At 68.2% G+C, this 23,829-nt stretch carries 21 protein-coding genes; 6 read left to right on the top strand and 15 right to left on the bottom strand.

Annotated features, from left to right (window positions below):
• From WMF20_RS28710 to WMF20_RS28695, 4 genes are read right to left on the bottom strand one after another with little or no spacing between them, the layout of a single operon-like run.
• The gene (locus WMF20_RS28710) at positions 1-1,221 is read right to left on the bottom strand and encodes a DegT/DnrJ/EryC1/StrS family aminotransferase (protein ID WP_437605117.1); all 1,221 of its coding nucleotides are present in this window, start codon (positions 1,219-1,221) and stop codon (positions 1-3) included.
• Positions 1,218-2,627: an SDR family NAD(P)-dependent oxidoreductase gene (locus WMF20_RS28705; RefSeq protein ID WP_437605116.1), complete on the bottom strand. Its 1,410-nt coding sequence runs from the start codon at positions 2,625-2,627 to the stop codon at positions 1,218-1,220. The genes WMF20_RS28710 and WMF20_RS28705 overlap by 4 nt, the downstream gene beginning before the upstream one ends.
• A gap of 8 nt (positions 2,628-2,635) precedes the next feature.
• Positions 2,636-3,292: a D-sedoheptulose-7-phosphate isomerase gene (locus WMF20_RS28700; protein ID WP_437605115.1), complete on the bottom strand. Its 657-nt coding sequence runs from the start codon at positions 3,290-3,292 to the stop codon at positions 2,636-2,638.
• Positions 3,289-4,605 carry a DegT/DnrJ/EryC1/StrS family aminotransferase gene (locus WMF20_RS28695; RefSeq protein WP_437605114.1) on the bottom strand — a complete coding sequence of 439 codons (1,317 nt, stop codon included), beginning with the start codon at positions 4,603-4,605 and terminating at the stop codon, positions 3,289-3,291. The genes WMF20_RS28700 and WMF20_RS28695 overlap by 4 nt, the downstream gene beginning before the upstream one ends.
• A 73-nt stretch (positions 4,606-4,678) precedes the next feature.
• Here WMF20_RS28695 and WMF20_RS28690 point away from each other — a divergent pair, with 73 nt between their 5' ends.
• Positions 4,679-5,809 carry a glycosyltransferase family 4 protein gene (locus WMF20_RS28690; protein ID WP_437617181.1) on the top strand — a complete coding sequence of 377 codons (1,131 nt, stop codon included), beginning with the start codon at positions 4,679-4,681 and terminating at the stop codon, positions 5,807-5,809.
• Entirely contained in the window at positions 5,806-6,525 is a 720-nt protein-coding gene (locus WMF20_RS28685) for a hypothetical protein (RefSeq protein ID WP_437605113.1), read from the top strand. Before WMF20_RS28690 ends, WMF20_RS28685 begins: the two co-directional genes overlap by 4 nt.
• Before the next feature lie 10 nt (positions 6,526-6,535).
• Here the strand turns inward: WMF20_RS28685 and WMF20_RS28680 are convergent, their stop codons facing one another.
• The 6 genes from WMF20_RS28680 to WMF20_RS28655 form a co-directional block, all read right to left on the bottom strand.
• On the bottom strand, positions 6,536-7,843 hold the full coding sequence (locus WMF20_RS28680; RefSeq protein WP_437605112.1) for a UDP-N-acetylglucosamine 2-epimerase: 1,308 nt from the start codon (positions 7,841-7,843) through the stop codon (positions 6,536-6,538).
• A 59-nt stretch (positions 7,844-7,902) separates the two neighbouring features.
• Positions 7,903-8,658 (bottom strand): glycosyltransferase family 9 protein, encoded by a 756-nt coding sequence (locus WMF20_RS28675; protein WP_437617180.1) that lies wholly within the window; start codon positions 8,656-8,658, stop codon positions 7,903-7,905.
• Positions 8,659-8,759: 101 nt separating this feature from the next.
• Entirely contained in the window at positions 8,760-9,548 is a 789-nt protein-coding gene (locus WMF20_RS28670; protein ID WP_437605111.1) for a glycosyltransferase, read from the bottom strand.
• A gap of 16 nt (positions 9,549-9,564) precedes the next feature.
• On the bottom strand, positions 9,565-10,620 hold the full coding sequence (locus WMF20_RS28665; protein WP_129577423.1) for a radical SAM protein: 1,056 nt from the start codon (positions 10,618-10,620) through the stop codon (positions 9,565-9,567).
• A gap of 291 nt (positions 10,621-10,911) precedes the next feature.
• Positions 10,912-11,736 (bottom strand): inositol oxygenase family protein, encoded by an 825-nt coding sequence (locus WMF20_RS28660; RefSeq protein WP_437605110.1) that lies wholly within the window; start codon positions 11,734-11,736, stop codon positions 10,912-10,914.
• A 109-nt stretch (positions 11,737-11,845) separates the two neighbouring features.
• Positions 11,846-12,664, bottom strand: coding sequence for an aminoglycoside N(3)-acetyltransferase (locus WMF20_RS28655; protein WP_437605109.1), 819 nt, complete (start codon positions 12,662-12,664; stop codon positions 11,846-11,848).
• A 311-nt stretch (positions 12,665-12,975) separates the two neighbouring features.
• On the opposite strand from WMF20_RS28655, the gene WMF20_RS28650 reads away from it, so the two are divergent.
• Positions 12,976-15,171: a 5'-nucleotidase C-terminal domain-containing protein gene (locus WMF20_RS28650; RefSeq protein WP_437617179.1), complete on the top strand. Its 2,196-nt coding sequence runs from the start codon at positions 12,976-12,978 to the stop codon at positions 15,169-15,171.
• Positions 15,172-15,183: 12 nt separating this feature from the next.
• Here the strand turns inward: WMF20_RS28650 and WMF20_RS28645 are convergent, their stop codons facing one another.
• Positions 15,184-16,170, bottom strand: coding sequence for a hypothetical protein (locus WMF20_RS28645; protein ID WP_437605108.1), 987 nt, complete (start codon positions 16,168-16,170; stop codon positions 15,184-15,186).
• Complete coding sequence (locus WMF20_RS28640; RefSeq protein WP_237244200.1) at positions 16,167-16,721, bottom strand: hypothetical protein; 555 nt, start codon at positions 16,719-16,721, stop codon at positions 16,167-16,169. The genes WMF20_RS28645 and WMF20_RS28640 overlap by 4 nt, the downstream gene beginning before the upstream one ends.
• A 214-nt stretch (positions 16,722-16,935) precedes the next feature.
• Here WMF20_RS28640 and WMF20_RS28635 point away from each other — a divergent pair, with 214 nt between their 5' ends.
• Positions 16,936-17,727 carry a hypothetical protein gene (locus WMF20_RS28635; protein WP_437605107.1) on the top strand — a complete coding sequence of 264 codons (792 nt, stop codon included), beginning with the start codon at positions 16,936-16,938 and terminating at the stop codon, positions 17,725-17,727.
• Positions 17,728-17,921: 194 nt separating this feature from the next.
• Here WMF20_RS28635 and WMF20_RS28630 read toward each other — a convergent pair whose 3' ends face one another.
• Positions 17,922-19,004 carry a phosphotransferase gene (locus WMF20_RS28630; protein ID WP_437605106.1) on the bottom strand — a complete coding sequence of 361 codons (1,083 nt, stop codon included), beginning with the start codon at positions 19,002-19,004 and terminating at the stop codon, positions 17,922-17,924.
• Positions 19,005-19,053: 49 nt separating this feature from the next.
• Here WMF20_RS28630 and WMF20_RS28625 point away from each other — a divergent pair, with 49 nt between their 5' ends.
• A complete protein-coding gene (locus tag WMF20_RS28625) occupies positions 19,054-20,253 on the top strand; it encodes an acyl-CoA dehydrogenase family protein (RefSeq protein WP_437605105.1) in 1,200 nt (399 codons plus the stop codon).
• Between the two features lie 175 nt (positions 20,254-20,428).
• Here the strand turns inward: WMF20_RS28625 and WMF20_RS28620 are convergent, their stop codons facing one another.
• Positions 20,429-20,683: a hypothetical protein gene (locus WMF20_RS28620; protein WP_437605104.1), complete on the bottom strand. Its 255-nt coding sequence runs from the start codon at positions 20,681-20,683 to the stop codon at positions 20,429-20,431.
• 732 nt (positions 20,684-21,415) lie between these two features.
• On the opposite strand from WMF20_RS28620, the gene WMF20_RS28615 reads away from it, so the two are divergent.
• On the top strand, positions 21,416-21,850 hold the full coding sequence (locus WMF20_RS28615) for a YciI family protein (RefSeq protein WP_437605103.1): 435 nt from the start codon (positions 21,416-21,418) through the stop codon (positions 21,848-21,850).
• 156 nt (positions 21,851-22,006) lie between these two features.
• Here the strand turns inward: WMF20_RS28615 and WMF20_RS28610 are convergent, their stop codons facing one another.
• The gene (locus tag WMF20_RS28610; RefSeq protein ID WP_437605102.1) at positions 22,007-23,656 is read right to left on the bottom strand and encodes a glycoside hydrolase family 5 protein; all 1,650 of its coding nucleotides are present in this window, start codon (positions 23,654-23,656) and stop codon (positions 22,007-22,009) included.
• Positions 23,657-23,829 lie beyond the last annotated feature (173 nt).

Here is a 23,829-nt window from a genome sequence, read left to right as displayed (position 1 = left end):
TCAAATAGATTCTAGGACGCTCCGCAGCCGATCGCATATATATTCGACGTCCCCGGCGGTCAGGCTCGGGTAGATCGGCATGCTGATCTCGCTCTCGTACGTGCGGAATGTGTTCGGGATCGACGCTCGCAGGTGGGCGAAGTCGAGATAGGCTGGGTGCGACAGCACGGGTATGAAATGGACGTTCGTGCTGATCCCGAGCTCGGCCATCTTCTGGATGATCGAGTTCCGCGTCCCCTCATCGCGGCTGCGCACCCTGATCGGATACAGGTGGCAGGACCCAGTCTTCCGGCGATCCGTGAACGGCGGGAGCTCGATCCTCGCCTCATGCGCCAGCGCCTCCGAGTAAGCGTCGAAGATTGCCTGGCGCTTGGGGAGGAGCTCGCCGTCGTAGCGGGCCAGCTGGGCGCGCCCCAGTGCGGCTGCGATGTCTGTCATGTTGTACTTATAACCAGGCACCTCGATGGTGTAAAACCAGCCGCCCGTCCGGAATTTTTCCAGCGCATCCTTGCTCTGCCCGTGCATCGCGAGCAGCATGAGCTCGCGGCGGACGCGCTGGCAAGACAGCTCGCCGGCGCTGCTGAAGACGACGGCCCCGCCTTCGGCGGTGGTCAGGTTCTTCACGGCGTGGAACGAGAACACCGTGAAATCGGCCAGCGAACCGACCTTCTTCCCCTTGTACGTCGCGCCGAACGAGTGTGCGGCGTCGGACAACAAAACAACGCGCTCAAAGGACTCCTGGAGCGTGCCGGACGTCGGACGGTACAGGGAGGCTCGCGACGTCAATACGTCCTTCAGCTCGTCGTAATCGCAGGGCCACCCCGCGAAATCGACAGGTATGACCACCTTCGTCTTCTCGGTCAGCGCCCTCTCCACCTGAGTAGGACAGAGATGAAACTCACCCTCCTTGATGTCGACGAACACCGGGGACGCTCCGGTGTGGCGAATCACATTGCATGTCGCCGCGAAGGTATAGGCCGTCGTGATCACCTCATCCCCCGGGCCAACCCCCAGGAGCCGGAGCACGAGCTCCAAACCAGCCGTCGCCGAGCTCAGGCAGACGGCCGCCTCGGCGCCGCAGTAGGCCGCGATCTCCCTCTCGAACGCTCTGGTGACCGGTCCGGTCGTGAGCCATCCAGACCTCAAGACCTCGACGACGGCGTCGATCTCCCGCTGGGAGATGTCCGGCGGCGAGAACGCGATGATGCGAGGCTCGCTCATGACGAGCTTCCGGCAACATAGTCCGGCACGTACCGCGAGATGAGCCTCCTGAGCTCGTCGGGCGAGAGCGCGTCCGCGGCGACCTTTATCTGTTCGATCATCCGCGACACCTCGCCCCTGCTCATCAGCACCTCATCGTTGCGGGCCACGAACAGCCTCTTGAACTCCGACGGCTCCAGCGTCTCTCGATCCGTGAACGTTCGCTCGTTCATCTTCTCGCCTCGCCGGACGCCGGTGAAGACGATGTTCACGGCGTTAGGGGTGCGTCCGTAGAGCTGGATCAAGTTGCGAGCGAGGTCCAGGATCTTGATGGGTTGTCCCATGTCCAGGACAAAGACGCTCCCGCTCTGCGCCGAGCTCGACTTGATGACGAGGCGGGCCGCCTCTCGAATCGACATGAAGTAGCGAGTCATCTCCGGGTGCGTCACGGTGACCGGGCCGCCGGCCTCGATCTGCCGCTTGAACAGCGGCAAGACGCTGCCGCGCGATCCGAGCACGTTGCCGAACCGCGTCACGGAGAAGCGGGTCCCTGCTCCCCACGAGGCCATCGAGAGGACGATCGACTCGGCGAGCCGCTTTGTCGCGCCCATGACCGAGGTCGGCGCCACGGCCTTGTCCGTGGACACGAGCACAAACCTCTGCACGCCCGCCTCCAGCGCGATATTCGCGCAGTTGAAGGTGCCGATGACGTTGTTCTTGAGGGCCTCGTCGGGGTGATCTTCCATGAACGATACATGCTTATGCGCGGCGGCATGGAACACGATATGCGGTGCGCACCTCCTGAGCTCACGATCGATCTTGGTGTAATCTCGAACGTCGCCGATGATATACTCGACCCTCTGGTCGACCCCCAGGCCTTGAATCAGCTCGTACACCGAGCTCTCGCCGCGCCCGAGCGCGATCACCTTCTTGACGGGCAGCTCGAGGAGCTGCCTGCAGATCTCCGCGCCGATCGAGCCGCCGGCCCCCGTCACGAACACCACTTTGTCGTGGAAGCAGGGGGATATCTGCTCCTTATCGAAGCCGATCTCTTCGCGCCCGAGCAGATCGACCACGTCAAAATCGCGGATCTGGCGCAACGTGAAGTGACCCTCGACAATCTCATAGAGACCCGGCACGATCTTCACGCTGACCGGCGAGTCGCTCAGCGAGGACAGGATTCGGTCGATGACCTTCCGGTCGGACGAAGGTATCGCGATGAGCACCTCGTCGATGTCGTTCCGGGCCACGAGGTCGCCTAGATCCTTGATGCCGCCGATGACCGGGATCCCCCGGATCGCGCGCTTCTGGAAGTCATCCACGAGGCCCGCGATCGTATACTTCGCGCGCATCGTGGCGCTGGCGAGGAATTCGTGGACGATCACCCGACCGGCCTCGCCGGCGCCGACGATCAAGAGCCTTTTCACGAGCGACCTCAGCCCCCATCTCGCTGTGCAGCCGGCGCGGGCCGAGGTCTGATGAACGCCTGATCGAGCAGGTTACAGATGATATGACCGACAGTCACGTGCAGCTCCTGGATGCGGTCGGTGGTGCGCCCGGGGACGCAAATCGTGATATCGGCGAGCGTGCCGAGCTCGCCCGCCGTTGGCCCGCTCATGGCCAGCACCCATAGCCCCTGAGCGCGCGCCTGCTCGGCGGCGCGGAGCACGTTCGGGGAGCTACCGGAGGTCGAGACGGCCCAGAGCACATCGCCCTCCTTGCCGAGCGCCTCGACTTGACGCGCGAATACCTGCGCGAAGCCAAAGTCATTGGCGATCGCGGTCAACGCCGATGTGTCCGTCGTCAGCGCCAGCGCGGGTAGGGCGCGGCGCGGCGTGCTGCCGAAGCGGCCGGTCAGCTCGGCGGCGATGTGCTGGCAGTCCGCGGCGCTCCCGCCGTTGCCGCAGAGGAGCAGCTTGTTGCCGCGCTCGATCGCGCCGCGGAGATAGGCAGCGGCGGCCGCGATTTGCTCGGTCTGCTCCTCGAGCAGCTGCCAGCGCAGCGCGATGCCATCACGCAGCGCGGCACGGACCAGGTCGACCGCATTGCAATCCGGGTTGCCCGCCGAAGCGCGAGGGAAGGAGCCGCTCATGACTCCACCCGGACTCCGCGCGGAAGCGCGCGCAGGGCTGCGGCGCCCGCCTGGACCTTGGCGAGCGCCTCGGCGATGGCGTTGATGTGATGCTCGCTCCCGAGCAAGACCGAATGATGAAAGAGGAGGGTCCGCGACGCCTGGCGATGCGCCTCCGGGAGCGGGAATCGGCGCGGATCTGCCCGTTCGCGCAGGGCGGCTGGGAGCCCGGCGTACCGCTCCGGGCGATAGAGCGGATGCGCGTCCAGGGGACGGTACGGAGGGTGCACCCAGGTACCAAGCTCAGCCTCGAGCGCAGCGCAGATCTGCTCGACAGAACAGCCAGCGAACGCTTCCGGCTCGAAGCGGACGGCGTAATGGTAATAGGCACGGCGGGTGTTCTGCGGATGCGGGCGGATCGGCTCTAAGCCGCTGAGCTCGCCGAGCCGCCGCGCGAGCAGATCGGCCATCGCCGCGCGCTGCTCGGTCTCTTCTTCGAGGCGCTCGAGGGCGTCGAGGAGCAGCGCGGATTGGAACTCGGAGAGACAGAGGTTGAAGCCTTGAATGTCCCCGCGCTCCTCGAGGTCCGGGTGACCGACGGGCGGCGCGGCGGCGAGGTAACGTCGACCATCGGTCCGCAGCAGCTCCAGGCGCCGAGCGATGGCCGGGTCCGAAGTGACGACCGCGCCCCCCTCGCCGCAGGTCATCACCTTGCCCTGCTGCATGCTGAAGGCCGCGACGTCGCCCAGGGTGCCCGCATGGCGCCCGTCCCAGATCGCGCCGTGAGCCTGCGCGCAGTCCTCAACGAGCGGGAGGTGGTGCCGGTCAGCGATGCTGCGAAGGCGCTCCATGTCAGCCATCGCCGAGTAGAGGTGAACTACGAGAATGGCCGCCGTGCTCGGCGTGATGGCCGCCTCGACGGCCGCCGGCGACATGCAGAGCGTATCCGCGGAGACGTCGACCAGGACGGGAACGGCATTCAGCCGCAGCGCCGCGCTCGCGCAGGCTACCCAGGTCAACCCAGGCACGATGACCTCCTGCCCGAAGCCCACGCCGACCGCCTGCAGCGCCGCAAATAGCGCGCTTGAGCCGTGGTCCACGGTGTATGCGTGCGACGCGCCGAGGTAGGCCGCGAATCGCTCCGAGAACTCCTGATCGATCGTTCGCTGGCCGTTCCATGGGCCGCTCACCGCCCAGCGACCTCCCTCGAGGACCGACTGGAGCCTCGCGAGGGCGCGCTCGCCATGTCGGGGCCAAACTGGCCAACGCTCCGTCCACACCGGCTTTCCCCCCAACAACGCCAGAGGTCGGTTCGTCGTCCCGGAACGCGCCATATCGAGGAAGCATATTCAGCGTCGCATGGAGCGCAATTGAAATGATGGCTCTGTCTCGCTATGATCGGGCGTGATGCCGTTCGTAGCGCTCACGTCGGTCGCCGCCGTTTGGGTCGTCGAGGAGATGGCCAATATCGGCGGTTGTGAGTACCTGACCGTCAACTTTGCCTCGATGCTGAGGAGGGCGGGCGCTGACGTGCGTATTGTCGCGCCCTACAGCGCCAACCCGATCTGGACCACGCGCCTCGCGGCGGCGGACGTCGAAGTGCTCCTTACCGCTCGGGACGAGCCATCATGTCAAGGGCTCTGCCGGGTCGCGCGAGCGACATGCCTGAGCAGGCCGCCGGACCTGATCCAGTTTCTACCGACCGGCGAGTCGCTGCGGCGGTGGTGCGCGGAGCCTGTTCCAGGCGTCCCGGTCATCGGCTTGGAGGCCACCAGCTTGGGCGCGGGGAACTACTGGCTGTCGCAGGATCTTCCGCTGCTCCTGCGGCAGCTCGATGCGCTGATCGTCCTCACTGACGCGGCCGCGAGCGAGGCGCGCGACAGGCTGGGCTACAGCGGTCCTCTGTATGTCGTGCCCCACACCGTCCCGCCACCGACGGCGGCGATCGAGCCGTGGCGCGGCCGGCCCGCGGTGGTGAGCTGCATAGGCCGGCTCTCGCTGGAGAAAGGGGCCGAGATCGCCGTCCTGGCGCTCGCCCACCTGCGGGATCGCGTGCCGGACGTCGAGCTGCATGTATGGGGCGACGGCGAGGACAAGCAGCGGCTGCAGGATCTCGCTGCAATGATGGGCATCGCTGATCGAGTCCGTCTGCGCGGCCTATTCGCGCCGATGGTCGGTGTGGACGACGTGGCGCGCAGCTCGACGATGATGCTGCTCGCCTCCTACCTCGAGGGGATGCCAGGCGCGCTGATGGAGATGGCGGTGCGCGGTATTCCGATCGTCGCCACCCGGACCGCGGGAGCCGCTGCTGTGGTCGGCGAGGATTATCCGTGGCTGGCGCGCATCGGCGATCCCGCCGATCTGGCGCGCTGCATGGAGCACCTGCTCACGGACGACGCGGCCTACGAGCAGGCGCGCTCGCGCGTCGCAGCTCGCTTCTCCCAGCGCTACCACCCCGACATCGCGCTCCAGCGACTCCTCGATTGCTACCACGCGATCGTCGGGCGCGGCGCCCCGGCTCTGGGCCGAGGCCTGTGAGCGGCGCGGCGACCGCCCGCGATGTTCTGCTGATCTCGCCGCACTGCGACGACATCGCCTATTCCATGGCCGGGCGGCTGCTCGCCGGCCGTGAGGACCCGCGTCGCTGCCACATGGAGATCGTGTTCTCGGTGAGCGCCTTCGCGCCCTACGCCGAGCCGCCGCTCTCCAGCGTGGAGGCGATCACGGCTCGCCGCGCGTCGGAGGACGCTTCCTTCGCCCGCGCGCTCGGCCTCGAGCGGGGAGCGATGGGCCTGGAGGAAGCCCCGATCCGCGACGGCATCACCGACGTGGATGGCTTGTTCGTGACGGACGCTGTCGCGCAAAATCACCCCTTCGCCCGTACGCTGCGGGGCTACTTGCGACCGCTGCTCCGCCGGAGCTGGTCGAGGATCTACGCGCCGCTCGGCCTGGGGGGGCTGCTCGATCATCTGCTCGTCCGCGACGCCGTGTTGATCGAACGACCGCCCGGCGCGGCGCTTTTTCTATACGAGGATCAGCCGTACGCAGGGGAGCTGAGCGACGCGGAGTACCATCGGGAGGTGGCGCGGCTCGCGCGCGGCATGACGCCGGATTACGTCGCCGAAGACGGCTGGCTGATTCAAAAGACGCAACTCCTGCGGCTGTACCGCACGCAGGTCGCAGAGAAGGACGTGGCCGCCGTGATGCGCGCGACCCAGCGGATCGGCGGGGAGCGCGCCTTTCGCCGGGCGTAGCGATGAGCGCCTACGCGCCCTGCGCCGGCGCGGGTGGAGAGACCGCACCTCGAGGTTGGTAAGCGCAGAGAAGCTTCATCATGGCCGCCCCGACCTCGCGACCATACAGGTCTCCCGGCGTCCTTGTGCTGACCGCGGCGTGTCGTGACCAGCCTATCGTGAGCCCGTCGGCGATAAACGCACCCGAGAACAAGGGCAGGAGGCGGTTGCCCCCGAGGCTCGGGCTGTCCGCGACGTCGAGGATGGTCTCAGGTCGATCGGTGCTGCGGCGCGCCGTGAAGCAGGGAGTGCCGAGCGCATGCGCCTCCTCCTGCAGCCCGCCGCTATCCGTCAAGATCATATGGCAGCGCGGCGACGCGAGGAACTGCACCACGGACGCATAGGAGGGCCATGGCGGCGTGACCAACACGCCACGGCGCTCGGCGTCGGCCAGGTGCTCCGCCAATCCGTGCTCATCGATCGCCCTGCTGAAGGCGTTGGTGCGAACCAGCACCACTGGCGCCCCTTGCGCCGCGAATCGCGCGATGCCGTCGAGGAGCGCACGGAGTTTGGGCGCGGTCATATTCTCGCGGCGGTGAACGTCGACGCGCAGCCACGGCCCGCCGGAGGCGAGGCGGGGGGCCTGGTTGAGCAAGGCATCGAGCGCGCCAGTACATTCACGCGCGAGGATGACCGCGTCGGAGCTCAGCGACCCGACGATCGCGATCTGCTCCGGCCGATAGGCTTCGGCCTGGAGGTGCCGACGGTTGCGCTCGACGGGAGCGAAGAGCACGTCGGACGCCACGCTGGCCAGCCTCGTGCATAGCCCTTCGGGGTACGGCTCGTCGGGGAAGCGCACCCAGCGCGCTGCGCGCTGGCCTGAGAGCGCCTCGCTCGCCGAGGCAGGCCATCGCCACGCGGGGCCTTCGGAGCGCAGCCCCGCTTCGACGTGGACGCTGCGGAGACCTGTGTGAAGATACCACAGCGACGGTATCGCGCCCGCAGTCGACGTATCTCCAGAGACAACGGGGATCGCGGGCTGCCGTAGCCGATGTCGCGAAAGGAGCGCCGCCAGCGCCTTGAGCTTGAAGGCGACGTCGCCGCTGCGCTCGATGAGGTCGCCTCGGACGTCAAGGTGAACCGCGATGCGATGTCCATACCCGAGCTCGTGCTGCGCGGCCGTCAAATGTTCTTCGAAATGCTGCCCTGAGTCGACCACGAGGTGCGGGGCGCCGACCGCATCCGCTGCGTGAATCAGGCTGGCCAGCTTGATGAAACAGGGGCGCGTGGCCAAGAAGATGAGCAGCAGGGGGCGACGCATATCCTCGGCGGCGCGCACGGCCCTTGCTATCGCGTCTTCGTCCGCCCGCAGCGCGGATATCGAGCTCTCTCCAGCCATCATCGCTCCCAGATCTCGCGGTGACGTACGGCAGGGAGCCGCTCGAGCGCCTCCATGACGTCGGACGCCTGGACGCGCCCGATACAGTCGTAAGCGCCGCCGCAGGTCTCGTTCTTGTTGCACGGTCGACAGGTAGCGCGGCCCACGAGCGCAACGGCGCGCGCGTCGGGGAGGATGCGAAATCGCGGATCGACACCTCCGAAGATGGCCACGACCGGCACGCCGAGCATCATGGCGATCTGGACCACCGCGGAGTCCATACCGATCACCGCCGACGCGGCCGCGATCGACCCAAACAGCTCCTGCAGAGAGAGGCGCCCTCGGAGGTCCTCGTCGCACGGAATCATGGGCTCCTGAGATAACCCCGTGAGCCAGAGCGGGCGACCTTGGAGGAGGGCTGCGACCTGACGGGCGTAGGCGATCGGCCATCGCCGCGACGGGTGCGCAGCCTCGGGCGCGAACACGACGGGCCCTCTCGATCTGTGAAACGGCTCTGCCCAGGCGGCGGGGACGCGGACTAGAATCGGCCAGTGTCGTCGAGGCACTCCGAGGAGATCGGCGAACTCATCGGTGCGGTGCTCTGACGGACGAACGCTCGAGGTGGCCTGATCGAGGTCCAGCGTCCCCTCCCGGCGCTCCGTATGGACATGAAGGCCCGTGGACAGCGCGCGCAGCGCCGGTGCCCACGCCGCATGGGTCACCAGCTCGACCCGGCGGCCGCTCTGCTGGAGCGCCCGGAGGACCGGCAACAGCATGAGCACATTGCCCAACCCGTGGAAGCGGGCGACGGAGAGCGTCGCGCCCTGCCCGTGCGTCCCGCCCACGGGAGTGACGCGCCCAGCGGAATCTCGAAGAGTCAACGCGCACCCTCCGGAGCATCCGTTCGGCGCTTGTTGGAGACCCCGCCGAGGCGGTAGCGCACGGTTGGCATCTCGCTGCACGCAAAGCGCAGCCCCGCGCGACGGACGCGCCGAAGGAGCTTGTCGTCCTCGCCTACCTGGTTGGCCACCTCGAGGTCGGTAAATGCGGTCTCAAAGCCGATCGCCCGCAGCGCCTCCGTCTCGAACAGCCATTCATTCATATCCACGGTGGCGACGTTGCGTGGGTCGTCGCCTTCTCGAACGCCGTCCCGCACGACCGCCGATCCCGGGATCATGACACCGTTCTCGACGCACCAGGCGTGGAGGTCGCGGGCGACCGCTGGATCTGCGTGCCAAGGATAGAAAGAGCCGTCGAACGGCGTCCCGTCAGGGTGAGATAGCTCGCGCCAGGAGTGGGCCGCGTCCAGGTTCTGATTTTCGATCATCCTGACCAGGTTGGCGATGTGCGCGGGTGCCAGCGTGTTGTCGTCATCCAGGAACCCGACATAGGTCTCCTGAACGTACCCCAGCGCGAGCTGGCGCAGCGCCGCCATGCGCGGCGAGGAGTGTCCCTCGTAGGCCCTCGTTTCGAGGGGGACCCACTGGACGCGGTCCTTGAGGCCGTCGAGCGCAGCGTCGGCGCGCAGCTCGGCGGTGCGCTCGGAGAATACAATCTGTCGGATCGGCGGCGCGTCGCGCTGCGCGAGCACGCTGCGGATCGCCTCCGCGAGGAGCCGAGGGCGGTCGACCGAGAAGGTGAGGAGCGCGACGCACGCAGGAGCCATGGGACGCCCGGCATCTCTAGGCGGTCACGCGGTACTGAGCCCACGACGGATCGATCCAGTCTTCCAGATCCATGTACCGGCGATCATAGCACCAGTTGCAATCGCCGCACGACTGGATCGCCTCTCCGCTCAGGCGCCGTACGTGCTCGGAACGGAGCCTCCGCATCTGTTCTCCGTTCCAGAACTCAAGAAAGCTTTGCCGACCCCATTCTCCCCACGCGAACTCTTCCCGACCGTTCAAGTGGTCGCAGAACCCGATGCGCCCCCTCGCATTGATATAGCAGTACTCCCAGGGGTGGATGCAGACCTTGCGCGTCGCCTTGGGGTCCGTGAGCTCGCTGAGCAGCGAGGCCGAGTACTCCACGAGGCATCCCGTCGCGCGCGCCAGCGCGGCGAGCTTCTCTGTGCAGCGCCGCACCCTCTCCGCATGGTGCTCGAGCAGATCCGGAGCGCCCGACGGGGCCCACAGCGGCTCGATCTTGAAGCGGCGCAGGCCGAGCGACATACCCAGCTCAATGACCCGGTCGATCTGGTCGATGTTGGAGCCGCTCGCGGTGATGCACAAATAGACCTGCTCGCCGGGATCTCGCCCCGCCTCCCGGCACGCCTCCACCAAACGCTCGATATTCGCGACGATCTGATCCATGCGAGCGCCCCCGCGGAGGACGCGGAAGAGACCGGTCTCCGCGGCGTCGAACGACACTCCGGTGATCACACCGTCGCGGCCCAGCCGCCTCCACAGCTCAGGTCGGTTCACCGTGGCGTTGGTGATCAACTTGATCTTGATCGGGTGTTGCTGAGCAATATCGAGGTATTCGTCGAAATTGTGGAGGATGGTGCTCTCGCCCCACCCGCGGAGATCGACGAACCTTGCGTGTGGAAACAGGACGCTGGCAATATCCGCGAAGGTGGCCACCGGGAGCACGTCCCCGACGACAGCCGCACAGCGGCACATGGGGCACTTCAGGTTACATCGATCCGTCAGCTCCACGTAGATGGCGCGAGGATAGCCCGCCACTGTCTCCCGATCGTGCGTTTCCGTTTGAGCTAGAGGCGCGGGCACGAAGGACATTGATGGTACTTACCACGCGTCTCACGAAAGTACAGGAGGACGCCGGCGCGAGGCGCGGCGGCGATCGTCGACAACGATCGCTGGATTGGTGTTCAACGCCGACGTGTCGATGCCGTGCGCGACATACGTCACACCGCCGCGCCCACTCGCGATCTGGCCGAGTCGAAGCCGTACAGCACGTAGGCCGGCATGCGCGCGGCCGCGAGCAGGCCGCCCCGTGCCCAGCGACGAGGGCGGCCCGTAGATGGGCTCCTGAACCACCTCCGGACCCGCCGCCTGCCCCGGAGCCCCTCACCAGCGGAGCTCGGCCGGCAGAAACTCCGCGATCAGCTCCTTGTAGAACGGCTTCAGCCGCTCCAGGTCCGGCGGGGCGTCGGCCTTCGAGTAGAGATCGTACGGGTTGAACCGCCGCACCCACTCCATCATCCGCCGATCTTGCTCGTTCATCAGGTGCCCGTACGCGCCCTCGCGGTGCGCCGCGTAGAACGAGTGATAGCGGATCATGTAGTGCGCCTCGAGCGGCAGGTGGTCCCTCACCACATGATACAGATACTCGTCGTGCCCCCATGACATGCGCACCCGGGAGAGCCCCGCGCCCTCCTCGTAAATCCCGCACGGCGTCCGGTACGCCGGGCTCGCCATGTCCGGGTTTCGCGCGAACAGCTCGGGGAAGACGATCCGGTCCGAATAGGCGCAGCCCACCGGGAAGGTGTCGCCCACCACGGCCCACTGCGGCTCGCCCCACGTGCACAGGATCTTCCCGGCGTCGTGGATCAGCGCGGTCAGCACGAACCACCGCGGCTGCCCGTCCCGCCGCGCCGCCTCCGCGGACTGGAGCGCATGCGCGATCTGCGACAGCTCGGTGTCCGGATCGCTGTCGTCGACCAGCTGATCGAGCAGCTCGAGCGCCTCCCACATGCCCATCCGGCGCCGGTCGAGGCCGAGGTACTGCCGCTCTTTCTCCTGCACGAAGGCGAGGGTCTGCCCCTCGTGGTTCAGCCGGTAAAGCTCCTTCACGCTCGGCCGCACCTCGGCGCGGTAATCGCGGAACGCCGAGGCCCCCTGCTCTCCCGCTGGTCCGCGCGCGGCGCTCCCCTCCACCCTCGACCCCGACATCTGGTCACGCTGCTCGCCCATCGCTCCGGCCATAGCGTACCACCCCGTCCAGCGCCAGCGGCCTCCATCACGAGGGCCGCGCAGCGCGCCGGCACATGCATGAGCTCGCCTACCCGCGATTGCGCGGCAGCCATCCGACCGCGTAGTCCACGAGCGGCCGCTGCGGCATCAGCAGGGCGGTGGCGGCGCCCGCGCGGCCGCGGCGCACGAGGCCGGTATCCCGCTCGAAATCGGCGCCGAGGCGATCGAAATCGCCGCTGTCGGTCGCGACGTCGTCGAAGCTGACCCGCCTTCGCGCTCCATCGACGACGATGGGGGCGTGGCGCACCTCGGTCCGCTTGCCCGGGAAGTCGGTGCGGTACTCGGCGAGGTGCATCGAGGTGTTGTTGCCGTGGCCGACGCCGAGCAGCAGCACCCAACCGTCGAGGTCGTAGATGCGGGCCAGCGGCGAGCCCTCGCCGAGGTCGTACGAGAGGCCGTGGTTCGCCGTGACCGCCTCGGCGTGCCGGCCCCAGGCGGCGAACGACGCGAGCGGGTGGGCGCTCCGCCGGACGCCGCGCTGCTTGCGGAACGTCTCGGGGATGGCGCCCATCTGTCGCGTCGGGGTCAGGTCCGGATCGTAGGCCGGCATGGTCTCCCGGATCGGCTCCCACCACGCCTCGGGCACGGGCGGATCCTGCCAGAGCGCCGGATCGGACAGGCCGGCGGACTGCGTCGGCATCACCAGCGTGCCCTCCGGCGTCAGGACCTCCTCCAGGGCCAGGATCACCGCGACAGGACCGCCGCAGACCCAGCCGAGCTTACTCAGCGACGAGTGGACCAGCAAGGTCATGCCGGGCTGGACCCCAAGGGCCGTGAGCTCGGCGACGAGCGATGGAACGGTGACGAGGGTGTCCGGGTGTGTCTTCAAGATCTGATGTTCGCTCATGCCACGATCTCGGCCGCACCCACGCCCGCGATTCCGTCCCATGCCGCGAGGGCCGAGCGGGGGTGCGGCGCCGGGGTCATCCCAGACGTGGTATCACGGGCGCGCCGAGCGGGTCCAGGCGAGCTGGCTGAGAGCCGTGGGGCGCATCGAGCCCTTGATCCGAGCGCGGAGCGGTGCGACAACTTTGCCACAGAGATCCAATGCAACTGTAACCGCGCGAAGGGGCATCGGCCGCAGCAGCGCTCGACGAGGAGCTCACGATGAAAGGTCGATTGGGACGGCATGCGGCGATTTCCTCGGTGATCCTGGCCATGAGCGCGCTCTTCGCGTGCGGCGATGACGAGGGCGGCCCGAGCTCGCCCTCCTCCAGCGCCGCCGGCTCGGGCGGCGCAGGGGGAGCGCCCGCGACCAGCGCCTCCGGCTCGGGCGGCGCGGGGGGAGCGCCCGCGACGCCGAGCGGGGCCACGGCCGACTTCGCGCTGCTGGAGACCACCGATCTCCACAGCAACGTCCTCAGCTTCGACTACTTCAAGCTTGTCGCGGAGCCATCCATCGGCTTCGAACGCACCGCGACGCTCATCCACCAGGCGCGGGCCGAGAATCCGAACAACCTCCTGATCGACAACGGCGACACCATCCAGGGCACCGTGCTCGCCGACTACCAGGCGCTGGTCGAGCCGATCGCGTGCGGCGAGACGCTGGCCATCTACAAGGCCATGAACCACCTGCGGTTCGACGTCGCCGGGATCGGCAATCACGAGTTCAACTACGGCCTCGCCTTCCTCTCGCAGGTGACCCACACCCCGTTCGACGTCGAGGGGCTCGATCTCGCGAGCTCGGCGGGCTGCGAGGGCCCCGACTTCCCGCAGGTGAACTCCAACGTCTTCAGCCTGGAGACGAACGAGACGATCTTCCCGGCGTCCGTCCTCATCGCGAAGACCATCACGGCGACGGCGCCGGACGGCGACACCATCGAGAGCACGCTCCACGTCGGCTTCATCGACATCACACCGCCGACGATCCTGAGCTGGGACAAGAAATGGCTCGACGGCAAGGTCCTCGCCAAGGGGGTGCAGGAGGTCGCGGCCCCGCTGATCGACGATCTCCGCGCGCGGGGGGCCGAGATCGTCGTCGCCATAGTCCACGGCGGCCTCGACGACGCGCCCTATGCGCCCACCCTCGAGAACCAGGCGTGGCACGTCGCCCATGTGCCCGGCGTCGACGCCGTGCTCATGGGCCACTCGCACCAGATCTTCCCGAACGCGAGCAGCACCGTGCCCCAGTTCGACCTGCCGGAGGTCGACAAGGACGCGGGCACGGTCGCGGGCGTTCCCGCGGTCATGCCGGGCTTCTGGGGCCAGCACCTCGGCGTCATCAAGATGGGGCTCACCCACGACGGCGCGCGCTGGACGATCGATACGGGGAAGACGGTCGTCGAGGCTCGGCCGATCTCCACGGCCTGCCAGGGCGGGCTGCCCGCCGCGTGCGACGCGATGGAGCGCTGGCGCACGGGGGCGCCCTGCGCGTTCGCGGCCCGCTGCGACGCGCAGCCGGACGCGGCGAAGATCGTCGTCGAGGCCGACCCCGCCATCGCGTCGCTCCTCGAGGCCGAGCACCAGGCGACGATCGCCTATGTCCAGACGCCCATCGGGACCACCGATTTCGAGATGTCGTCGATGTTCGCCGACGTGGGGGACGTCAGCGCCATCCAGATCGTCAACCAGGCCCAGGCGGCCTACGTCGCCCGTTACATCGAGGAGAACCTTCCGGAGCTCGCGTCGCTCCCGGTGCTCTCGGTGAGCGCGCCGTTCAAGTCCGGCTTCCAGGGAGGCAACGATTACACCGATGTGCCGGCGGGGGGCATCGCGATCAACAACGCGGCCGACCTCTACCTCTACGCGAACACGATCCAGGCGGTGAAGGTGACCGGCGCGGAGATCCTCGACTGGTTGGAGAGGGCGGCGACGCGCTTCAACCGGATCGACCCGAGCGAGACGGCCCCGCAGCCGCTCATCAACACCGCGATGCCCGGGTACAACTTCGATATGTTCACGGACGACAGGATCTCGTACGAGATCGACGTCACGCAGCCGCTCCCGCCGGCGGGGATGAAGGCCAGCGGCCGCATCAAGGACCTGACGTGGAACGGGGAGCCCATGGATCCGGCCGCGGAGTTCATCGTGGCGACGAACAACTACCGCGCGAGCGGCGGCGGCGGGTTCCCCGGCCTCGACGGCTCGAAGACGATCTACGCCGCGCCGGACACGAACCGCGACGTGCTCATCGCCTATATCAACGAGATCGAGGATCTCACGCGCGAAGAGCACGGCTCGGACCGCAGCTGGCGCTTCGCGAAGGTCTCGACCATGGGCCTCGTGACCTTCACCTCGGCGCAGGACGCGCTGCCCAAGGCGGAGGCCGCCGGGCTGGACAACATCTCGCTCGTGGAGCAGGACGACGGCAGCGGGAAGATGCTGTCGGTGTACGCCATCGACCTGAGCCGGTGACGAGCGGATTCATCACGCGTTCGGATGAGCACACGGGCTCTCCAGCGCGGGGTGCTCGCGCCGGCGCCTCTCCGGGGCTGCGCGGTCCGCCCTCACCCCGAACGCCGCGAACGTGAGCGCCGCCATGAGGGCGCCGAACACCACGAGCCCCATGAAGACGGCGATGCCGACGTGGAGCGCCATCGTGGCCGCCACCCAGATCCGGCGGCTGCGCCGCGGCCAGATCAAGAACGCATAGCCGACCTCGACCAGGACCACGAGCCAGCCGGCGATCACCGGGATCCAGGTGTGGTCTGCGAGCCAGGAGAAATCGACCTGGCGATACGCGGGCAGCATGACCGAGCGCCAGATGGCCTCGCCGTTCCACCATTGCTCGCCGGAGGCCTTCCAGAGGCCGCTCGCGAGGTAGGAAATGCAGAGGTGCAGCTGGACGACGCGCAGCGAGAGCCGCGTGGTCGCCGGCGGGTCGGCGGGCACGCGGGCGAGCCGACGGTCCAGCGAGAGCGCGGCCCCCGAGGGCATCCAGATGAGATAGAAGAGAAAGATGTTGGCGTAGTTGTCCGCCCCGTAGTTCGTGCTGTCCGCCGTCATCATCAGCATCAGATGGGTGAGCCAGGCCAGCGCCGCCGCCCCCCGCGCCCGCCACCCGAGGAGGAGCGCGACGAGGGCGAGCGCGTAGAGCGCGCCGGTGCCCGTGACGATGGATGCCTCGCCGACGCCCAGCGGGGCGAGGCGGTCGATGAGCCAGCCGATGCGGACGAGGTCGGTCCTGGCGAGGATGTCGTTGAGCGGCCCCTGGAGGATGCCAGACCGCCCGTACAGCTCGAGGAGCGCGGGGCCGACCATCGCGGCCTGGAGAAGGAGCACCGACGCGAGGCCGATCCGCAGCACCGCGAGGGGCATGGCGGACGCAGGCGCGAAGGCGAAGCGATGGAGCGCCGGCCATGCGCGCGCGAGCGCCGCCCGGACGGCGAGCCGAGGACCTGCGCGGCCGTTCACGGAGCCTCCCGATCTGCCGCGTGGGCAGTACGAGGCTTCTCGTGGGGGACGAGCTTCGCTCGATAGTGCAGATCGCACGTGAGCTCGTCCTGGTGGCGATACTCCTGCATCGGAGCGACCTCACATTCCTCCACGCGCACGACGACGCCGGCGGCCGCGGGGTGCCTGGCGAACATCTTACCGGCCCAGGACGCGGCGATCGTGCGCTTCAGGGCCTGATCCTCCTCCTCCCAGAATCTATCGACGATGTTCCCGGCCCGCAGCCTCGCTTCGGCGTTCGCCCCAGACATGAGGCGATCGGTGGTCACCGCCCCCGTCGCGTCCATGATCTCGAACGTGGCCGTGGGGGGCGAGCCGACGCCGGGAGCGAAGAAGGCGTACCCGCTGTCGGCGCCGGAGAGCGTCCCGTAGGCGGCGACGGCGTCCGCCAGAGGACCTCGGCCCCGGAGGTCGACCTGAAGCGCTCCCACGATGATCACCAGGCCGAGGTGCCCCGCGGCTGCGGTCAGGAGGACGAGAGCCCGTCCTCGGCCAATCGTCTCTGTACCCATGGTTTCCCCCTCACATCCGATCCTGGTCGCCGCGCACGCCCTCCGGTGAGCTCGGGCGCAGCGGCCGGAGGACTGCGGGGGACCCGGGGCCCGCGTCCTGAGCCGCCGGCCCGCAGGAGACCGGTCAGCGACGGTCCGCGATCATCACGACAGGAGCCGGCAGCGTCCCGTACGGAGTGGCTCCGGAGAGCGAGCTCCCGTGATGATGGTGGCCGTGGTGAAGGTGACCATGGTGATGGTGACCATGGTAATGGTGACCGTTATGAGGACTGCCGTTGTGATGATGGCCGTTGTGATGATGGCCGTTGTGGTGATGGCCGTTGTGGTGATGGCCGTTGTGATGATGGCCGTTGTGATGATGGCCGTTGTGGTGATGGCCGTTGTGGTGATGGCCGTTGTGGTGATGGCCGTTGTGGTGATGGCCGTTGTGATGATGGCCGTTGTGCGATTGGCGTCGGTTCATCGCCTCGGCAGGGACCGGGGCGGGCACCTCCTCGACCAGCGTGAGATCCTCGACATGCGTCGTCGTGTCAGCCGCGGCGAGCTGCGCGCTGCCGACCACCGCCGCGGCTGCCGCGAGGATGACAATCCGTTCTACGTGCTTCATCGTCGACTCCTTCACCATGGCGCGCCCGAGGGGGGCCACGGAGCCTGGCAGTGCAAGCGGTACGCCGGTCTGGTCGAAACATGGGGGGACGGCGCCGCTGTCACCATCAGGTCGACCCCGAAGCCGCTGACGCTGCGGCAGGGATTGCGGGATGTGTGCAGCCTCGCCTGGAATGAGCCGAGAAACGTGCCCGGCGCAGCGCCTCGGCGCATCACGCTCCGCCCCGTCATCGACACGCCCGGATTCCATCGACCTGCGGGGCCCGGCTTCCGCGAAGCGATTCACGAGGGAGCGCTGTGCGCAGAGTCCCCGCGCCGCATCCTGTTTGCCCACCGGTCGCCAAGGGCGTGGACACCGAGGGGAACCTGGCGGGAAAGGCCGGTACGGAACTCCTGGTGAACAATGGCAGCATCGCAGGGCGTGTCGACGAGAGCGCCGTCGTACGACCTGCCGCCTCGACGATGAGGCCAGCGATGATGTAGTTCGTGTCGGAGTACTTGAACTGCCGCCCCGGCTCGACGTACGGCGGCTCTGCGACGGAGAAGGCGATGAGCTCCTCGGGGCTTCGCGGGCTCGTCTTGGGCCGCTCGGTACTACCGCGGAGAGAGCCCCGCGATCCCGCAGGCGAGCTCGGAGAGCACCGTCACGGCCGCGCCGTACCGGCCGGCGTCCTCGGAGCTGGCGTTGCCCTGGAGGCTCCGCCTGTAGACGCCTTGGGCGATGGCGGCGAGGCGGAAGACGCCGAACGCCATGAAGTACGGCCACGCCTCGATGCCGTCTCGACCCGAGAGCGCGCAGTAGGAGGCGACCATCTCGTCCTCGGTCGGGATCCCGAGCGAGGCGACATCGACCCCGGCGAGCCCGCCGCGGCCGGGGAGGTTGATGCGGTAACCCATGCAGGCATACGCGAGGTCGCTCACCGGATGTCCGAGCGTCGAGAGCTCCCAGTCGAGCGTCGCGACGACCTCGTGCGGAGGACCGGATGAAAAGACCAGGTTGTCGATCCGGTAATCGCCGTGCACGAGCGTCGTCTCGTCGTTCGCCGGGACGTTCGCGGCCAGCCAGCGCATGAGCGCCTCCATCGCCGGGACCTCGCCCGTGCGCGAGGCCTGGTACTGCTTCGACCAGCGGTCGACCTGCCGCGCGACGAACCCGCCCACCTTGCCATAGTCCGCGAGCCCCACGGCGGCGCGGTCGACGCGGTGGAGGGCCGCGAGGACACGGATGTAGTCTGCATAGATCGCGCGGCGCTCTCCGGCGGTCGAGACCTCGGGCAACGTCGGATCCCAGAAGATCCGCCCGGGGGCGTACCGCATGACGAAGAACGGCGTGCCGATCACCGAGGCGTCCTCGCAGAGCGCGAGCGCGTCGGGAACGGGCACCTCCGTGTCGCGGAGCGCGCGCATGACCCGGTGCTCGCGCTCGACGGCGTGCGCGGACGGAAGGAGCTGGCCGGGCGGCTTCTTTCGCACGACGAGCTCGAGATCGCCGCCGTGCCCGCCGGCGACGCCCACCCAGTAGGTCGGGTTCGACTGGCCGCCTTTGAACTGGGCGACGGTCACCGCGCCTCCCGCGCAGCCTTCGACGTGCTCGGCGAGCCAGCGACCGAGGGCCGCTTCGTCGATCCGGTGCGCCTCGCGGGGCGCTCGGGTGTTGGTCGGCGGCGTGAGGGCCATCGCGCGTCCGACCCTATCACGCGGCCCTCCGGCTTCCTATACTGCCGCCGTGACGATTTCCTTCGATCTGCCCCCCGAGCTGGCCGAGCTCCGCGGCCGCGTGCGCGCGTTCGTCGACGCGCATGTCCTCCCGAACGAGCGCGCGATCCTCGAGGAGGATCGCGCTGGGCGGAAGGACACGCTGACGGCGCTCCGCGACCGCGCGCGCGCCGAGGGGCTCTTCGTGCCGCACCTGCCCGTGGAGCACGGCGGGCTGGGGCTCGGCGTCATGGGCATGTGCGCGCTCTTTCGCGAGATGGGCCGCTCTCCGCTCGGCGCGGCCTGCTTCAACTGCGACGCGCCGGATCAGGGCAACATGGATCTCCTGCTCAAGGCGGCCTCGCCCGCGATCCGCGCGAAGTACCTCGCGCCGCTCGCGCGGGCCGAGATCACGAGCGGCTTCGCGATGACCGAGCCGGCCCCCGGCGCCGGCGCCGATCCGTCGAACCTGCGCACGACGGCGACCCGGATCGACGGCGGGTGGGTGATCGAAGGACACAAGTGGTACACGACCGGCGGCGGCGACGCGGCGTTCCTCATCGTGATGGCGCGGACGTCGGACGATCCGCGCACGGGCGCGACGATGTTCGTGGTCGATCGCCACGCCGAGGGCGTCGAGCACGTGCGCGACATCCCCGTGATGAGCCCGCCGATGCTCGCGCACCGCGAGGCCGAGCTCCGCTTCCACGCCGTGCGCGTCGGCGACGACGCGGTCCTCGGCGGCGTCGGCGAGGGGTTCCTCCTCGCGCAGCGGCGCCTCGTGCCGGCGCGCCTCACGCACTGCATGCGCTGGCTCGGCTGGGCCGACCGCGCGCTCGCGATGTGCCGCGACTACGTCCTCACGCGGGAGAGCTTCGGCAAGACGCTCGCTCACCACCAGATGATCCAGAAGAAGCTCGCCGACGCGGCGTCCGGCATCCACGCCGGCAACCTGATGACGCTGCACTGCGCGGCGTTGCTCGAGCAAGGCAAGGAGAAGGAGGCGCGCCCCTACGCCTCGATGGCGAAGAACCACGTCGCGCGCCTGCTCTGCCAGGTGCTCGACGACGCGATCCAGATGCACGGCTCGCTCGGCTACAGCGAGGACATGCCGTTCTCGCTCTGGTATCGATTCGCCCGGTCCGCGCGCATCGCCGACGGCCCGGACGAGGTCCACGATGTCGTCGTCGCGCGCGACTTCCTGCGGGGCGCGCTGACGACGCTGATCTGAGGGCGCGGGCGGCGCCGATCTGCGCGCCTCACGCCCGCTGGAGCGCGGGCCGGCGTGTCGTAAGGAGTCGGCCTCCGCCTCATCTGGAGCTGAGAGAGGGCGCCGGCGGCGGGCACTGGTGCCAAGCCGTCTGCGTCCGGGCCATTTCTTCTGCTGCTTGTGTTTGGTGATCTACTTACGATTCGCTGTCGCTGCTATCGTATTCCGCGCTTTCCAGTGAAAAACCCACGCTGCCGAGCGCTTGTTCTACGAGACGGAACAGCCTGTCTTCGTTCATGTTGATGCTGACGATCCATTCGTCCCATTTCTTATCATTGATAAAATCGCTGTCTCTCCTCATCTTCGCGTCGAGCGCTGCTTCTAGATTTTCGAAAGCCCTTTCGGCGTCCGCTGTTGCTGTCCCGTCGTCTAAGCTGATCTTGTATTTCATGGATTCTCCATTGTTCGCGGCATGTGCGCGACGATCGATGCCGGCGTCGACGCCGCGGGTGCGTGGCCGCCCTGACGAAATGAAGGCCGCACGATTCTACCATGACCATGACCACCACAGGGTAGAAGTGGACAAGCGAAACGTATTCTCGTCAGATAGAAAGGGCAAAAAATATCAACCCAATCGAAGCGGGCCGAGCATCGCTTTCGGCGACTTGGCGGTCATGAAAAAGATCGTCCCGCGTGGATCGAGCGCCCTCTCGGCTGTCGTGGCGGTAGACCGAGGGCCCAGCCGGTCGTGGCCGACCGCGCGCTCGCATCCCGCCAGGAGGAGACACGCCGATGCGCTTCGTCAGTGACCGCAGCACCGGGCACCAACGAGGCGACCGGACCCGACCCGGGTTGAGGCGCCGCCGGGATCCGCCCCGCGGACGTGACCGACCCGGGTAGGTGACCCGAGGTGACCGACCCGGGTTGAAGTGACCGAGGTGACTCCGACCCGGGCCGCTGACCCGGGTTGGGTGCCCCCGGGTGACCCCTCGCCCCACACGCCTTCAGCCTGTCGCAGCAGCGTCATTGTAAAATTCTTGGTAAACCGCTATTTGTCGACCCCGCACAAAACCTCGTCCGCCCTGTCGATCGCGCGCCCTCTGGTTCGTCGTGACGGCAGTGGCAGGGCTCCGACGGTCGAGATCGTCCGGGCGCCCGCGTCCCATCGGAAGGAGACACGACGATGCGATTCATCATCACCGCAGCACCGGGGACCCACGAAACCAAGGCGGAGGCGGATGGGCCTCCGGACGAAGCGCTGTTCGCCGCGTACATGAAATACAACGAGGAAATGATGAAGGCCGGCGTGCTGATCGCCTCCGAGGGGCTCAATCCCGGCGGAGCCCGCGCCCGCGTCGGGATCTCCGGGGGGAAGCGCGCCGTCCTCGACGGGCCCTTCGTCGAGACGAAGGAGCTGGTCGGCGGCTTCTACCTGATCGAGGTGAGCTCCAAGGAGGAGGCGATCGAATGGGCCTTGCGCTGCCCTGTCGGGCTCGGGAGCGACGAGGTGCTCACGATCCAGCAAATGACCGAGCTCTCGGACATCCCCCCGCGGTTCAGGGAGATCATCGCCGATGTGGCGCCGACCTGGAGCGCATCGTTTTCGAGGGCGCGGTAGGCCCAGCGGCCGCACCCTCGCTCACGCGAACGTCGCCGCGAGCGCGCCCGTGAGCTCCAGCGACCGCCGGCCATCGGCCGCCGCGCGATCCGCATCAGCACGGCCACGAGCGGAGCTCGATCCCCGGAGAGACGCTCCGCTCCGCCACCCGGGTGGTCAAGGCGCCCGGAGCTTCTCCTTGACCCACCGCCCCGACTCGGTCAGCTGCCCATCCGACCACGGGCCGCCCGTGCTCGCCCCGGGCCTCAGCGCAGCGCAGGACTCGTTCTTGTCGACGATGGACCAGTTGAGCCAGCTGATCTGGTGGCTGTTCAAAAAGTCGAGCCACCGCTGCGCCTCGCCGAGATCCAGCGAGCCCCTGCCCGTGGATTCGCAGGTGCCCCACTCGGTCACGAACAGCGGGAGGCCCGCGGCTAGCGCGTTCGACGCCTTGGTGCGCAGCGCATCTCGATGCGTGGTGGCATAGAAGTGCAGCGTATAAGCGACGTTGTCGTCGCTCGTGATCCGGTTCCCGGCGGCCACGTCCACGTCCTGCGACCAGGTCGGCGTCCCCACGATCACGAGGTTGTCGGAGCCGGCGGTGCGGATCACGCCGATCACCTCCTCCGCATACGACTTCACCTCTGCCCAGCTCTCGTTGTCCGGCTCGTTGAAGATCTCGAAGATCACCGCGGGCTCGTCGCCGTACTCCGCGGCCATCTCCCGGAAGAAGCGCTTCGCTGCGTCCTTGTTCCGGATCGCGTCGTGATCGTGCCAGTCGATGATCACGTAGATCCCTTTGGCGATGGCGGCGTTGACGATCGCTCGGACCTTGTTCTTCTCCGCGTCGGGGTTGTGGACGTAGCCGAGCCCCGACGTGCTGGCCGCCATCGCGGCGCGGACGATGGTCACATCCCAGTCGTCCACGAGCGTGTTGACCGCGGAGGCGTTGTAGAACTTCTCTCCCTCCCAGATGCTCCAGAACATGCTCATGCCCTTGAGCTGGAGCGCTTCCCCGTACTCGTCGACGACGCGGTTGCCCATCACCTTCAGGCGGCCGTGCCGCTCGACCGGCGTTCCCGTGGCGGGGCCCGTCCCGGTCGACGTCGTTGCGGTCACGGCGCTCGAGGTGGACGTCACGCTCGACGTGGACGCGTCGCCGCCGCCCGAGGAGGCCGACGCGGAGGTCACGGCCGACGTCGACGAATCGCCGCCGCCCATGCCGCCCATGCCGCCGGCGCCGCCGCCCGAGGAGGCCGACGCGGAGGTCACGGCCGATGTCGACGAATCGCCGCTGCCCGAGGAGACCGACGTGGACGCGGAGGTGGAAGCGTCGCCGCCGCCAGCGCCGCCGGAGCCGCTGCCCGAGGTAGCTGACGTGGACGCGGAGGTGGAAGCGTCGCCGCCGCCAGCGCCGCCGGAGCCGCTGCCCGAGGAGGCCGATGTGGACGCGGCGGTGGAAGCGTCGCCGCCGGCGCCGCCAGTGCCGCCGCCCGAGGAGGCCGACGCAGACGCGTCGCCGCCGGTGCCGCCAGCGCCGCCGGTGCCGCCGTCGCCGCCGGTGCCGCCGTCGCCGCCCGTGCCACCAGCACCGCCCGTGCCGCCCATGCCGTTCCCCGAGGAGGCCGACGTGGACGCCGAGGTCGACGTCGACACGCCGCCGCCGGCCCCCGAGGACGTCGACGCCGTCGAGTTGCCGCCCCCTGACGCCGAGTCCCCCAACGAGCCATCACAGCCGAGCAGCATCATCGCCGGCAACGCAAGATGCAGAAAGCCCCGCGTCCACCGCGGCCCAGCAAACAACCCAGTCGTCACATCGTGGCTCATGGTCCTCTCCAAGGAAGGCATCTCGACCGATGCGCCCGGCAATGAGCAAGGGACATCAAGCAGGCGCACCAGCGACGAAGAATGGCTTCGCTGCATAGCAGGACCGCCCCGAAGGGTGAAGGCGAAAGTAGGAGATTCGTTGACTCAGTCGCACAGGCCGCGCAGGTCGCGCA

It is taken from the genome of Sorangium sp. So ce834 (assembly GCF_051521425.1).
In the GTDB taxonomy this organism is placed as follows: domain Bacteria; phylum Myxococcota_A; class Polyangia; order Polyangiales; family Polyangiaceae; genus Sorangium; species Sorangium cellulosum_D.
Note: the sequence above shows the minus strand (reverse complement) of the source record. Positions and strands in the feature narration are given on the sequence as shown.